At 72.4% G+C, this 13846-nt stretch carries 8 protein-coding genes; 5 read left to right on the top strand and 3 right to left on the bottom strand.

What is annotated here, in order from left to right; all coding sequences use genetic code 11:
- Positions 1-23 precede the first annotated feature (23 nt).
- The 5 genes from ACFXPL_RS15865 (at position 24) to ACFXPL_RS15845 (ending at position 8351) form a co-directional block, all read left to right on the top strand.
- The gene (locus ACFXPL_RS15865) at positions 24-866 is read left to right on the top strand and encodes a carbohydrate ABC transporter permease (protein WP_384918631.1); all 843 of its coding nucleotides are present in this window, start codon (positions 24-26) and stop codon (positions 864-866) included.
- Between the two features lie 71 nt (positions 867-937).
- Complete coding sequence (locus ACFXPL_RS15860) at positions 938-1939, top strand: LacI family DNA-binding transcriptional regulator (RefSeq protein ID WP_384918686.1); 1002 nt, start codon at positions 938-940, stop codon at positions 1937-1939.
- A gap of 88 nt (positions 1940-2027) precedes the next feature.
- Positions 2028-3962 carry a cellulase family glycosylhydrolase gene (locus ACFXPL_RS15855; protein WP_384918628.1) on the top strand — a complete coding sequence of 645 codons (1935 nt, stop codon included), beginning with the start codon at positions 2028-2030 and terminating at the stop codon, positions 3960-3962.
- A 68-nt stretch (positions 3963-4030) separates the two neighbouring features.
- Entirely contained in the window at positions 4031-6370 is a 2340-nt protein-coding gene (locus ACFXPL_RS15850) for a glycoside hydrolase family 3 N-terminal domain-containing protein (protein WP_384918625.1), read from the top strand.
- A gap of 943 nt (positions 6371-7313) precedes the next feature.
- Positions 7314-8351, top strand: coding sequence for a hypothetical protein (locus ACFXPL_RS15845; protein WP_384918622.1), 1038 nt, complete (start codon positions 7314-7316; stop codon positions 8349-8351).
- 228 nt (positions 8352-8579) lie between these two features.
- On the opposite strand, the gene ACFXPL_RS15840 is transcribed toward ACFXPL_RS15845, so the two are convergent.
- From ACFXPL_RS15840 to ACFXPL_RS15830, 3 genes are all read right to left on the bottom strand, one after another.
- Positions 8580-10685, bottom strand: coding sequence for an acyltransferase family protein (locus ACFXPL_RS15840; protein ID WP_384918619.1), 2106 nt, complete (start codon positions 10683-10685; stop codon positions 8580-8582).
- 710 nt (positions 10686-11395) lie between these two features.
- Positions 11396-12361 (bottom strand): pirin family protein, encoded by a 966-nt coding sequence (locus tag ACFXPL_RS15835; protein WP_384918616.1) that lies wholly within the window; start codon positions 12359-12361, stop codon positions 11396-11398.
- A gap of 40 nt (positions 12362-12401) precedes the next feature.
- Positions 12402-13808: an NADP-dependent succinic semialdehyde dehydrogenase gene (locus ACFXPL_RS15830; RefSeq protein WP_384918613.1), complete on the bottom strand. Its 1407-nt coding sequence runs from the start codon at positions 13806-13808 to the stop codon at positions 12402-12404.
- Positions 13809-13846: the final 38 nt, after the last annotated feature.

Here is a 13846-nt window from a genome sequence, read left to right as displayed (position 1 = left end):
TCCGCAGATCTGGAGCCCGTGCCATGAAGCCCAGTGCCACGAAACTCGGAAAGTCCTGGCTGCCGGCGCACATCCTCGCGTGGCTGTACGCGGTGCTGCTGGTGGTTCCCCTCTACTACCTGCTGGTGTCGGCGTTCAAGACGAACGACGAGGTCTTCGGCAGCCCCTTCGCCCTGCCCACCTCCTTCTCCTTCGGCAACTTCGGCGAGGCGTTCTCCTCCGCGGACCTGGGCCTGGCCGTGGTCAACTCGGCGCTCGTCACCGTGTTCGCGCTCGTTCTGACCCTGCTGCTCGCCATCCCCGCGGCCTTCGCGATCGCCCGCGCGGAAGGGCTGCTGGGGGCGCTGGTGGAGCGGGTGTTCTCGCTCGGGTTCCTGGTGCCCACGTTCGCCGCGCTCTTCCCGACGTTCCTGCTCTCCGCGGCCACCGGCCTGTTCCACACACGCGCCTTCATGGTGCTGTTCCTCCCGGCCACGGCGATGCCGCTCTCCGTCGTCATCCTCGTCCAGTTCATGCGGACCATCCCGCGCGAGATGGAGGAGGCCGCGCGGATCGACGGCGCGTCCACCTTCGCGGTGCTGCGGCACGTCTACACACCGATGTGCATGCCGGGCATCGCGACCGTGTTGCTGCTGAACTTCCTGACCTTCTGGAACGAGTACCTCTACTCGCTCGTGATCATCGGCCCCGATCCCGCGCAGCGCACGGTGCAGGTGGCGCTGCCCACCCTCAGGTCGGTGACCGGCACCGACTACGGGATCCTGACCGCCGGTACGGTATTGACACTGGTGCCGGTGTGGATCGTCTACACCGTGCTCCAGAAGCGGATGCAACAGGCTCTCGTCAGCGGGGCGGTGAAGATGTGACCCAGCATCCCAAGAGGGCGCCCCGGCAACGGGACACCCCGCTCGCCCGGGAGCGCCCCACGATCAAGGCCGTGGCCGCCGCGGCCGGCGTCTCCACCGCCACGGTCTCCCAGACCGTCAACGGCACCGGCCGGATCACCGAGGCCACCCGGCGCCGCGTCCTCGACGCCGTCGCCGAGCTGGGCTGGTCACCGAGCGCGTCCGCGACCGCGCTGCGCCGGGCCCGGACCCGTACGATCGCGCTCGTCGTGCGCCGCGCCACCGATGTGCTCGGCGCCGACCCGCACTTCGGCGAACTCATCACGGGTCTGGAGGGCGAACTGGCCCCGCGCGGCTACGGTCTGCTGCTCCACCTGGTCGCCGACATGGCGCAGGAGAGCGCGCTGTACGAACGGCTGGTCGCCGAGGGCCGTATCGACGGAGCGGTGCTGACCGACGCCCGGGCCGACGACCCGCGCCCGCCGCTGCTGCGTGGGCTCGGGCTGCCGGCCGTCCTGCTGAGCGCGCCCGACCCCGCCTCCCCGGTCGTGAACGTGGGGCTCGGGCAGCAGGGCGCGGGGGTGCGCGAAGCCGTCGCGCACCTGCTGGCGCTGGGCCACCGGCGGATCGCCTGTGTCACGGGCCCCGCCGAACTGACGCACACCCGGCTGCGGCTCGCCGCCTTCGAGGAGGCGCTCGCCGAGGCCGGGGTACGGCCCGCCGCGGTGCGCGAGACCGACTTCACCGAGGCGGCCGCGGTCGCCGCCACCGAGGAACTGCTGGCCCTGGCCGACCGGCCCACGGCCGTCGTGTACTCCAACGACTCGATGGCCGTCTGCGGGATCGGCGCGGCCCAGCGCTCCGGGCTCCGGGTGCCGCACGACCTGTCGGTCGTCGGGTACGACAACCTGCCGCTCGGCCGCTGGATGTACCCCCGGCTGACCACGGTGGACCAGCAGGTGCAGGCCGTCGGCGCCGCCGCGGCCCGGGCCCTGCTCGCCGAGTGCGGTGAGGACGTACCGGCGCCCGTGCTCGACGGCCGGCCCCGGCTGGTCGTACGGGAGACCACCGGCCCGGCTCCCACCGCGCCCTGACCGCCTTCCGCTCCCCACTCGCCCCCTCTCCCCCGTCCCACCTCCCCGTCTCGACCTGTCCACCCGCCGAGATCCAGAGAAAGACCCCATGCGACGCCACAGCGCCCAGCTCACCCATGACTCCGCCGTTCTGCCCTGGCTCGGCGCCAACTTCTGGTCCCGCAGCGGCGGTCCGCTGATGTGGCGGGACTACCGGCCGAAGACCGTCCGCGAGGAACTGGCCGTCCTGCGCGACCACGGCCTGACGATGACCCGGTCCTTCTTCTACTGGCCGGACTTCCACCCGGAACCGCACCGGATCGACGAGGAACTGTGCGACCGCTTCCGTGACTTCCTCGACGCGCACACCGAGGCGGGGATGGGCACGGTCCCCACCTTCATCGTCGGCCACATGTCCGGGGAGAACTGGGACCCGGCATGGCGCGGCGGCCGGGATCTGTACGAGGACGTCTGGCTCGTCGGCCGCCAGGCCTGGTTCGTCTCACAGATGACGCGGCGCTTCAAGGACCATCCCGCCGTCACCGGCTGGCTGATCACCAACGAGATGCCGGGGTACGGCCGTGTCTACCAGGTCGATCCGCCCTCCTCCGACGTCGTCACCGCCTGGGCGCAGTTCATGTGCGACGCGGTGCGCGCGGCGGGCGGTACGCAGCCGGTGTCGCTGGGCGACGGCGCGTGGGGCATCGAGGTGACCGGCCGGGACAACGGCTTCTCGCTGCGCGACACCGCCGAGTACGTCGACTTCGTCGGACCGCATGTGTACCGCTCGGACACGGACCGGCCGCGCCAGCACTACCGCGCCGCCTTCGAGTGCGAACTCGCCGCCGTCACCGGGCAGCCGGTCGTGCTGGAGGAGTTCGGCCTGTCCACCGACACGGTCTCGGCGGCGAACGCGGGCGTGTTCTACCGGCAGACCCTGCACAACTCGCTGCTCGGCGGCGCCACCGGCTGGATCGCCTGGAACAACACGGACTACGACGACCTGTGGGATCGGTCGCCGTACGACCACCACCCCTTCGAGATGCACTTCGGCATCACCGACCACACCGGCCGGCCCAAGGAGCCGCTGCGCGAACTGGCCGCCTTCGCCGCGGTGCTGGAGCGCGTCGACTTCGCGCGCTGCCGCCGCACCGACGCCGACGCGGCGCTGGTGGTGCCCGCGTTCCTGGAACGCGGCTACCCCTACAGCAGGCCCGCCGACCGTCCGCTGATCTTCACCTCGCTGCATCAGGGGTACGTGGCCGCGCGCGGCGCCGATCTGCCCGTCGCCTTCGCCCGGGAGGCGGACGGGCTGCCCGCCGACGCGTCGCTGTATCTGCTGCCCTCGACACGGCAGTTGACCACGCGCACCCGGCGTGAGCTGGAGCGGCGGGCGCGGGAGGGGGCGACGGTGTATCTGTCGTTCTGCTCGGGCGAGCACCCGGCGACGCGCGGCCCGTGGTTCCACGACCTGGACGGGCTCTTCGGGGTGGAGCTCCAACTCTCGTACGGGGTGGCCGAGCCCATCGAGGACGACGTGCTGGAGATGACGTTCACCGAGGACTTCGGCTCCGTCGCGGCGGGCGAGACGCTGCGCTTCCCGGTCGCGGGCAACGAGGACAGCCGCGCCTATCTGCCGGTCGTCCCGGCCGGGGCGCGGGTCGTGGCCACCGACGCGCACGGCCGTCCGGCGCTGCTGCTGCACGAGACGGGCCGGGGCCGTACGGTCCTCGCCACCTATCCGCTGGAGCACATGGCGGCCCGCACCTCGCGCGTCAACCCGGAGGAGACCCACCGGCTGTACGCGGCGCTCGCGCGGATCGCCGGCGCGGCGCGGCCGGTGACCGTCGACACGCCGTACGTCTCGGCGGACACGCTGGTACGGGAGGACGGGAAGCGTTTCGTCTGGCTGGTGAGCCAGGCGGAGCGGGAGCTGATCGTGCACCCCCGCGCGGAGGGTGAACTGCGCGACCTGGACAGCGGGGAGCCGGTGCGGGACGTGGTGATCGCCCCGTACGGGGTGCGCGTCCTGGAACTGGGCTGACCGCGCTCCAGCCGGGTCCCGGCACCTCGTCGCCACCGTCCGTCGATCCTGTCGAGGAGATCCGTCCCATGTCCCAGCCCCGGTACCGGGATCCGGCCGCGCCCGTCGCGGACCGGGTGTGCGACCTGCTCTCCCGGATGACGCTCACGGAGAAGGTGGGCCAGGTCAACCAGCGCATGTACGGCTGGCAGGCGTACGAGCGCACCCCCGCGGGTCACCGCCTCACCGAGACGTTCCACGCCGAGGTCGCCGCGTACGACGGCATGGGCGCGCTCTACGGGCTCCAGCGGGCCGACCCCTGGTCAGGGGTGACGTTCGGGACGGGCATCGGCGCCGCCGAGGGCGCCCGGGTGTCCGACGCGGTGCAGCGGCACGTCGTGGAGAACACCCGGCTCTCCATCCCCGTGCTCATGGTGGAGGAGATGCCGCACGGCCATCAGGCCCTGGACGGCACGGTCCTGCCGGTGAACCTGGCGGTCGGCGCGACCTGGGATCCGCGGCTGTACGAGGAGGCGGCGGCCCTCGCGGCGGCCGAACTGCGGGCCCGCGGCGGCCATGTCGCGCTCGTCTCCGCGCTGGATCTCGTACGGGACCCGCGCTGGGGGCGCGCGGAGGAGTGCTTCGGCGAGGACCCTTATCTGGCAGCCCGTTTCACCGAGGCGCTGGTGCGCGGCGCGCAGGGCCCCGGTGAGGGACGCGGGCGCGGGCCGGTGTCGTACGGCGCGGACCGGGCGGCGGTGGTCCTCAAGCACTTCGCGGGCCAGGGCGCGACGGTGGGCGGCCGCAACAGCGCGGCCACCGAACTCGGCGCCCGTGAACTGCACGAAATCCACCTCCCGGCCGCGCTGGCGGGGGTCAGGGCCGGGGCGGCGGGCGTCATGGCGGCGTACAACGAGTTCGACGGGGTGCCGTGCGCGGCCAGCCGTGAGCTGCTGACCGGGCTTCTGCGCGAACGCTGGGGTTTCGAGGGCCTGGTGATGGCGGACGGGTGCGCGCTCGACCGGCTGACGCGGCTCGCGGGCGGCCCGGTGGCGGCGGGGGCGCTCGCTCTGGCGGCCGGGACGGATCTGAGCTTGTGGGACGAGAGCTTCCCCCGGCTGGCCGAGGCCGTACGGCGTGGTCTGGTCCGCGAGAGCGTGCTGGACACGGCGGTCGGCCGGGTGCTCGCGCTCAAGTTCCGGCTCGGCCTGTTCGAGCGGCCGTACACCGGCGAGCGGCGGGCGCCCGCCGGGCTGCGTGAGCTGAGCGAACGGATCGCGCGGGAGTCGGTGGTACTCCTGCGGCACGACGGCGCCACGCTGCCCCTGCCGGAGCGGATCCACGGGATCGCCGTCATCGGCCCGAACGCCGACTCCGTACCGCGGCAGATCGGCGACTACACCGCGCCCCAGCGCCCGGCGGCCGGGGTCACCGTCCTCGACGGGATCCGGGCGGCGGCGCCGGCGGGCGCCGAGGTCGGGTACGCGCGCGGCTGCGAGCTCGTCGGCGGCGACCGGTCAGGCATTCCGGCGGCGGTCGCGCTGGCCGCCTGCTGCGAGGTGGCGGTGCTGGTGCTCGGCGGATCGAGCGCGCGGGAGTCCACCACCCGCTTCGACTCCAACGGCGCGGCGGTGGTCGGCTCCGGACTTCCCGTGGACATGACCTGCGGCGAGGGCGTCGACCTCGCCGAACTCGGGCTTCCCGAGGGCCAGTCGGCGCTGCTGAGCGCCGTGGCCGCCACCGGGACGCCGGTCGTCGTCGTACTGGTGCAGGGCCGCCCGCACGCCGTACCGGAAGACCTCGCCGCACGGGCGGCGGCGGTGCTCAGCGCCTGGTATCCGGGCCCCTGGGGCGGGCGGGCGATCGCCGACGTGCTCTTCGGCACGGCGGGACCCGTGGGCCGACTGCCGGTCTCCGTACCACGCTCGGCGGCGCAACTGCCGGTGTTCTACAACGGGAAGGACCACGGTTACCGGGGATACGTCGACCAGCCGGCCACCGCCCACCACCCGTTCGGGCACGGCCTGTCCTACACGACGGTCGAGTACGGCGCACCCCGGCTCTCCCGGGAATCGGTCACGGTCTCACCGTCCGGCTCCCTCCCTCCGCTGACCTGTGTGGTGGAGGTCGCCAACACGGGGGCGCGGCCGGTGGACGAGACGGTGCAACTGTACGTGCGCCGGGTGCTGGGCGGCTCGTCCTGGCCGCGCGTACGCGAACTGCGCGGCTTCGCACGGACAGCGCTGGCGCCGGGTGAACGGGCCCAGGTCTCCTTCACCATCGGCACAGAGACCCTGGCCTCGGTCACCCGCTCCCTGGAACAGGCCGTGGAACCAGGGACGTTCGAGATCGGAACGGGCCCGTCCGCCGACCGGACGACCGGGACGGTCCTGACCGTGGGGCCCGGGCAGGAACCGTCCCCGTCCTGACCCGGCGGCCACGGCCGGTCAGCCGCGGACGCCGCCGAGCAGGCGGGGCGACACCCCGGACACCGCCTCCTGGCGCGTCGGCCGCCCGCCGGTACGCCGGAAGGCCCACGTGGTGTTCTCGCGTCGGGAGCGAGGTGCCCCAGCCGGGCGCCGTCCGGTGTCGTGGCACCGCGCAGGTCCGCGGTGATCATCTCGCCGGAACCGGAGTCCTTGAGCGCCACGGCGATGTCGTCCTTCGTGCGGATCGGCCGGGGACACGCCGTGGAGATCCACTCGGCCTCCGGACCTCGAAGTGAGATGAACCGCGTTTCGTAGAGTCCGCCGGTCATGTTTCAGGCCGCGAGCGTGGCGGCGATGTGTTCGGTGGCGGGCAGGTGTCCCCTACGGCGGCCCCACCGCCCGCTCCTGGATCCTCACCCTCGGCCCCCGCGCCCCTCCACAACGGCCGCCGCGAATTCTCTCCCCCACCCTCCACCGCCACGCCGCCCCCACCGGCCCCGACCTCGCCGCCAGCCTCAGCGACTACGCCGGCGCCATCATCGAGGACCAGCTCCTGGTCGCCGTCGACGCCGACGGCTCCGTATCCGGGGCGGGTAGGAGCAGCGGTCGGCCGGCACGTGCCCTCGCACCCGGGCTGGTGACTCAGTGCTGTGCATACCGCCGGCGAGGCCCCCCTTCGTTCCCACCGGCCCAGAGTGCGGGCGGAGTGGAAGCCTCGGAGACGGCAGGGCCAGGAACGCTCTTGCCGTCAACGTGGCGGAGCCCAAGAGCAACCTCGGCAGCGGAACCTCGCAGCGGGCGGAGACGGATCCGGCGTGAACGAAGGCGGCGGTTTCAGGGCGCCGGCCCGCGGATTCTCCGGTGGCAGGAACCGGCCCGTCCATGGCCTCCAGTGAGCTGCGACAATGACGATCTTGTCGCGTCATCTGGGGGGGGATCGTTGATGAAGGTCGGGCCGGCACGTGCCGCCGCGGTCCAGTGGGTCGCCGGGCATGCCCAATCCGTTGGCGGGTTTCGGGGCGCGTACTTCAGTGGTTCGACCGTGGGGCTACCTGATGACGCCGAGCTGCCGCCGTCCTCCGATGTCGATGTCTTCGTCGTCACCGCGACCGATGTCCCGCCGGCCAAGCCGGGCAAATTCCGTTACCGGGGCGCGCTGCTGGAAGTGAGCTACCTGCCCTGGGCCGAGCTTGCCCGTGCTGACGATGTCCTCGGGTCATACCACCTGGCGGGCAGCTTCCGCACTGACGCGATCATCAGCGACCCCACCGGCCATCTGCGCAGGCTGCACGCGTATGTCGCGCCTCGTTTCGCCGCCCGGCCCCAGGTCCGCCGCAGATGTCAGGACGCGTGCCATCGCATCGAGACGCGCCTCGCGTCGATCGACACCTCGGCGCCGTTCCACGAACAGGTGACCGGGTGGCTGTTCCCCACCGGCGTGACCTGCCACACGCTCCTCGTCGCGGCCCTGCGCAACCCCACGGTCCGCTTGCGCTACCGGGCCGCACGCGACGTCCTCACCGAGTACGGCCACCTCAGCCTCTACCCGGAACTCCTCACCCTCCTCGGCTGTACACATCTGCCACCGGAGCGTGTCCAGCACCATCTGCGTGAACTCGCCGCAACCTTCGACGCCACCGTCCGGGTCGCGAAGACCCCGTTCTTCTTCAGCAGCGACATCACCGCCACCGCGCGGCCGATCGCCATCGACGGAGGCCAGAGGCTCATCGACCGCGGCGACCACCGCGAGGCGCTCTTCTGGATCATCGCGACCTTCGCCCGCTGCCACACCGTCCTGGCCACGGACGCTCCTCACCTGCACGAGGCCCTCACTCCGGCGTTCCGGGAAGCCGTCGCGGACCTCGGCCTCACCTCCACCGGTGATCTCCTCGACCGCGCCGCAGAGGTCACCCGGTTCCTGCCCCGGCTCTGGCAGACCACCGAGGACATCCTGGCCGGCAACCCCGACATCACCGAATAGCAGAGGGGAGCGGCGAGGCGTGCGGATGACCAGGATGCACCGAGACCTGGCCGACAACGCGCGGCACGCCCTTTCCCGAGCGGAGGCGCCGGGCGCGTACGGTGCTCGGCGCCTCCGCCGGCCGTGACCTCACCGCGCTCACCCGGGCGAGCGCCTCCGCGCAGTTGGGGAAGGGGATCGGCGAGCCTCGCTGGAAGTCTCTCCTCCCTGGCCTTGACGCGAGTGTGTTCAGGGCGCGCCGACCAGGCGATCCAGCGATGGCGCCAGAACCGGGGCGAGCGCGTTGGCGTACGCCTCCGAGAGGTGGCTGTCGTCACGGTAGACGGCGGTGTCGGCGACGACCACGGGGCAGATGCCGGTGTGGGGGGCGCAGAGCCAGGGGGTGGGGTCGATGACTGTGGTGGCCGTTGTGGATGCGGCGGCGCTGATGGCAGCACTGCGGGTCGCGTCGCGGGTCGCGTCCGGCAAGTGGTGTGCGCAGGCGTGTAGTTGCAGGGGGTTCCTGGCGGCGCAGTCGATCGGGTCGCCCTTGGGCCATGGGGTGTCGAGCAGGGCGGCGACGCGGGCGCCGGAGGTGCCCAGATCGCGGAAGGTGTTCGCGTAGCCGGTGGTCCATTGGCGGAGCGGGTCGGCGGCGGGGCGGGCCGGGTCTCCCGCGTCCGAGGAGGAGACGACGATCAGATCGGGGCGCAGCGCCTTGATCCTCGCCGTGGCGTTGGAGCGCCAGGTGTCGCAGGCGGTGTACGGCTTGTGGCCGCTGAGGATGGTCACGTCGGCGACCTTGCAGGAGGCCTTCGTCAGCGAGACCAGCTTCCAGCCGCGTGTGGTCGCGAGCCGTTGCAGGGCCGGGAACCACTGGGCTGCGTGGGAGTCGCCGAAAAGGACGGCCGTACGGGAGGAAGTCCGGTCGCCGTAGACGCAGGGCCGGGTGGCGGTGGCGGCGTAGTCGACGTGGCAGCCGTCCCGGTAGACCGCGGAGCGGGAGGACTTCGCCTTCGGCAGGGGCGGGACGAGGTTGCTCGGCAGGGCGGTGGGAGACGACGCCAGGAGTTCGGTGAGACGCGCCCGCGGGGCCGGTGCGTCGGAGAGAGCCCGCGCCAGCGCGGGCGCGGGGGCGCCCACCTCGATCGTCGGCGGGACCGCCGTCGCTGTCAGGGACAGCGTCGAGGCACCGGCCGTCAGCGCGGCCCCGAGTGCCAGGGCGCGCCGGGGGCGCCCGTGGAAGGCCCGGTGGAAGCGGACCGGGTTCTCAAGGAGGCGCTGGGTAAGCCACGCCAGGCCCAGCGCCGCCGCGGACAGCCCGAGCGCGAGGGGCATGTCGGCCGTCCCGTCGGCGCGGCCCAGCGCCGCCGGGGCTATGACCAGCAGTGGCCAGTGCCACAGGTACCAGCCGTACGAGAGTCCGCCGAGCCACACCAGTGGTCGCCGCCCCAGCAGCCACCCCGCGCCGTGCGGGGTGGGCGCGCAGCCGCCGGCCAGGACGAGGGCGGCACCGGCGACCGGCAGGAGGGCGTGGTGGCCGGGGAAGGGCGTCCCGTCGTCGTACCAGACCGCTGCCAGCGTGACACAGGCCAGGCCGAGCCAGGTCAGTGGTGCCGCGAGGGCGGCGGGCAGCCGTTCCAGCCGACCGGCGCCCAGCGCCAGGAGCGCGCCGGCACCCAGCTCCCAGGCCCGGGTGAGGGAGCCGAAGTACGCCCAGGGCGCCGAGGAGTTCGTCACGAGGACGCCCGCCGCGAACGACCCCAGGCACAGTGCGCCGAGCGGCACCGCGACCATTCGGCGCCGACCGCGGGCGGCCCGCCAGGTGAGCAGCAGGAGCGGCGGCCACACCAGGTAGAACTGCTCCTCCACGGCGAGTGACCAGAAGTGCTGGAGGGGCGACGGCGGGCTGTTCTGGGCGAGATAGTCCGTACCGGCCGCCGCGAGCCGGAAGTTGACCGCGTACAGCGCGCTGGCGAGGGCGTCGCCCGCGTACTCGGCGAGCCGCGCCTTCGACAGGAACAGCCATGCCCCGCCCAACGTGACGGCGATGACCAGGGACGACGCGGGAAGCAGCCGCAGTGCCCGGCGGGCGTAGAAGGAACGGACCGACACCCGTCCGGTGGTGGCGAGTTCGCGCAGCAGCAGCGACGTGATGAGGAAGCCGGAAATCACGAAGAAGACGTCGACACCGATGTAACCGCCGCTGACCTGGGACACGCCGGCGTGGGAGAGCACCACCAGCCCGACGGCCACCGCACGCAGCCCTTGGATGTCGAGCCGCGGGCCTTTGGGCGGTGCGGATCTGCCGCTCTCCGGGACAGTACGTATCTCGGCGGGCGTGATGCTCGACACCAGGTGACTCCTCGGGGTGACTGACGTGCTTCGGCCAAGAAGATCGGTTCGGCCGCCACACCGGTTCCGCGGCCGGCGCCCCGAACCGCCTCAGCCGCGAAGGTTCAACCGTGTGAAACCACGGGTTAACCCCGATTCAGCCCACACACTCACTCGCGCCCAGCGCGCTGACCGGGAGACTTCCAGTTGGCGGGTTCACCGCACGGGTTTCACCACATGTGCCAGCGCGACGAGGCCTGTTCCGATGCCGAGGAGTGCTGGTGAGCGGACGTACTCGCTGACCAGCATCGGAAGGGTTCCTGCGCCCCCAATGCCTCGGCTGCCGCACTCGCCGCTGGAGCCGGCGGCCAGGTATGCGGCCGAGAAGCGGATCGCGCACCTCAAGGCCGGGACTGCGTGAACGCGGGGTTCGGGGGAGCAACGCCGCCCCGGAACCCCGCGTTCCCTCCGCCGAGGGCCAGGGGTTGCGCGTGCGGTCCGTCCCGGCGCCGAGGGAGAAAAGCCGGAAACGGCATACCTCTCGTGCTCCAGGCACATCCGGTGACGCCTCTTTGCACGATACGACACGACACGGCCGAGGCGACGGGACCGGGCGGTCGAAACCCGATGTGCTCCATCGTGAGCAGGTACAACGGAGTTCCCCCGCCGGTGCGGCGGGGGAACGCCGAGGGCGCTCGGGGCGGGAATCGTTCCGAGCATATCGCCGCAGGTCAGCGCACCCGTCCCCGTGGTTTCAGGGCCACCGGGGGGAGTTCCGGGGCGGGGAGGCGGTCGCCCGCGTAGCCCCGTACCTCTCCGAAGCGGGAGGTCTCCGTCCAGTCCTTGCGGGCCGTCTCGATCTCCTCGTGCGAACGGCCCACGAAGTTCCACCACATGACCAGTTCCTCCTCGAAGGGCTCGCCGCCGAGGAGCATCAGGCCGGCGTCGGACTCGGCGCGCAGGGGGAGTTCGGTGCGGCCGCAGCCCAGGTAGAGCATGGAACCGGGGAGTACGGGCACGCCGTCGACCTCGGTCTCGCCGGACATGCACAGGACCGCGTATTCGAAGTCGGGTTCGAGGGGTAGCCGGGTCTCGGCGCCGCGCGCCAGGGAGAGGTCCGCAGCGACCAGGGGGGTGTAGGTGGTGCCTGGGGAGACCGCGCCGTCGAGCGCGCCCAGGATGACGGTTGCGGCCAGGCCGGGGGCGGTGACTTCGGGCAGGTCGGCGTAGTGCTGGAAGTGCGGGGCGACTTCGCGGTGGGCGTCCGGGAGCGCGACCCAGAGCTGCGCGCCGTGCAGGAAGCGGGCGTGGGAGCGGGGGCTCTCCTCCGAGTGGGAGATCGCCCGGCCCGCGGTCATCAGGCCGAGTTCACGCGGGCGTACGGTCTGGAGGCTGCCGAGGCTGTCGCGGTGCAGCACCTCGCCGTCGTGCAGCCAGCTCACGGTCTGGAGCCCCATGTGCGGGTGCGGCGGGACCTGCATGCCGGGCTCGTCGGCGATGTCGTCGGGCCCGTAGTGGTCGACGAAGGCGAACGCGCCCACCATGCGGCGGCCGAGGTTGGGCAGCAGTCTGCGGACTTCGGTGGATTCGCCCAGCCGGACCGCGCGGGGGCTCAGCAGTTCTCGTACCGGCTCGGCGACGACGAAGCCGCGACCGCCGCAGACGGTGGCGGCGGCCTGACGATCAAGATTGCTCATGGCGACCAATCTAGCGCCGGGGCAGGGGCCGGCGGTCCTGTCAGCGTTCCACGGTGTCCGGGGCGTGCCACACCGTGGTCGTGTTGCAGAAGGCGCGGATGCCCTGCCCGGACAGTTCCCGCCCGTAACCCGAGCGCTTCACGCCGCCGAAGGGGAGGGCGGGGTGCGAGGCCGTCATCCCGTTGAAGAACACACCGCCCGCCTCCAGGTCGCGTACGAAGCGGCCCACTTCGGTCTCGTCCCGCGTCCATACGTTGGAGCTCAGGCCGAACGGTGTGTCGTTGGCGAGCGTCACGGCCTCGTCCAGGTCCTTGATCCGGTAGAGCGTGGCGACGGGGCCGAACGTCTCCTCGTGGTGGATGCGCATCGCGTCCGTGATGCCGGCGAGGACGGTCGGCTCGTAGAACCAGCCCTTGCCGTACTCGTGGGGGCGCTGTCCGCCGCAGAGCGCGGTCGCGCCCTGCCGCAGCGCGTCCTCGACCAGCTCCTCAAGGTCGGCGCGGCCCCGTTCGCTGGCGAGCGGGCCGATGTCCGTGGACTCGTCCAGCGGGTCGCCGACCGTCAGATCGCGCATGCCGGCGGTGAACAGGGCGGCGAAGGTGTCGAACACGTCCTCGTGCACGATGAAGCGCTTGGCGGCGATGCACGACTGGCCGTTGTTCTGCGTCCTGGCGGTCACCGCGGTCCTCGCCGCCCGTTCGATGTCCGCGGAGGGCATCACGACGTACGGGTCGCTGCCGCCCAGTTCCAGGACGGTCTTCTTGATCTCGTCGCCCGCGACCGCCGCGACCGCGCGGCCGGCCGGTTCGCTGCCGGTGAGGGTGGCGGCGGCCACGCGGGGGTCGCGCAGGACGGCCTCGATCGCGTCCGACCCCACGAGCAGCGTCTGGAAGCAGCCGTCCGGGAAGCCGGCCCGGCGGAAGAGGTCCTCCAGGTAGAGCGCGGTCTGTGGGACGTTCGACGCGTGTTTGAGCAGGCCCACGTTGCCGGCCATGAGGGCGGGGGCCGCGAACCGTACGACCTGCCAGAGGGGGAAGTTCCACGGCATGACGGCGAGGACCACCCCGAGCGGCCGGTGGCGGACGATGGCCCGGGCGGCGCCGGAGTCCTTCACGTCGGCGTCCGAGGGGTGCTCGTCGGCGAGCAGCCCGGCGGCGCGGTCCGCGTACCAGCGCATCGCCTTCACGCACTTGGCGGCCTCGGCCCGGGCCGCGGCGACGGGCTTGCCCATCTCGGTGGTCATGGTGCGGGCGATGTCGGCCTCGTCGTGCTCCAGCAGGTCGGCGGCGCGGTTCAGCAGCCTCGCCCGCTCGGCGAAGCCGGTGGTGCGGTACTGCCGGAACGCGCTGTGGGCCGCCGCCAGGCGGGCCTCGATCTCCTCGGCCCCCAGCGGGTCGAAGGTCAGCAGCGTCTCTCCGCTGGCCGGGTTCACCGTCGCGATGGGCATGGCGATTCCTCCTCGAATTCGGCCGCCGGCCCCGTACT

The organism is Streptomyces sp. NPDC059092 (assembly GCF_042756365.1).
Lineage (GTDB): Bacteria > Actinomycetota > Actinomycetes > Streptomycetales > Streptomycetaceae > Streptomyces.
The sequence above is the reverse complement of the archived record's forward strand: the minus strand, read 5'-3'. Positions and strand labels throughout refer to the sequence as shown.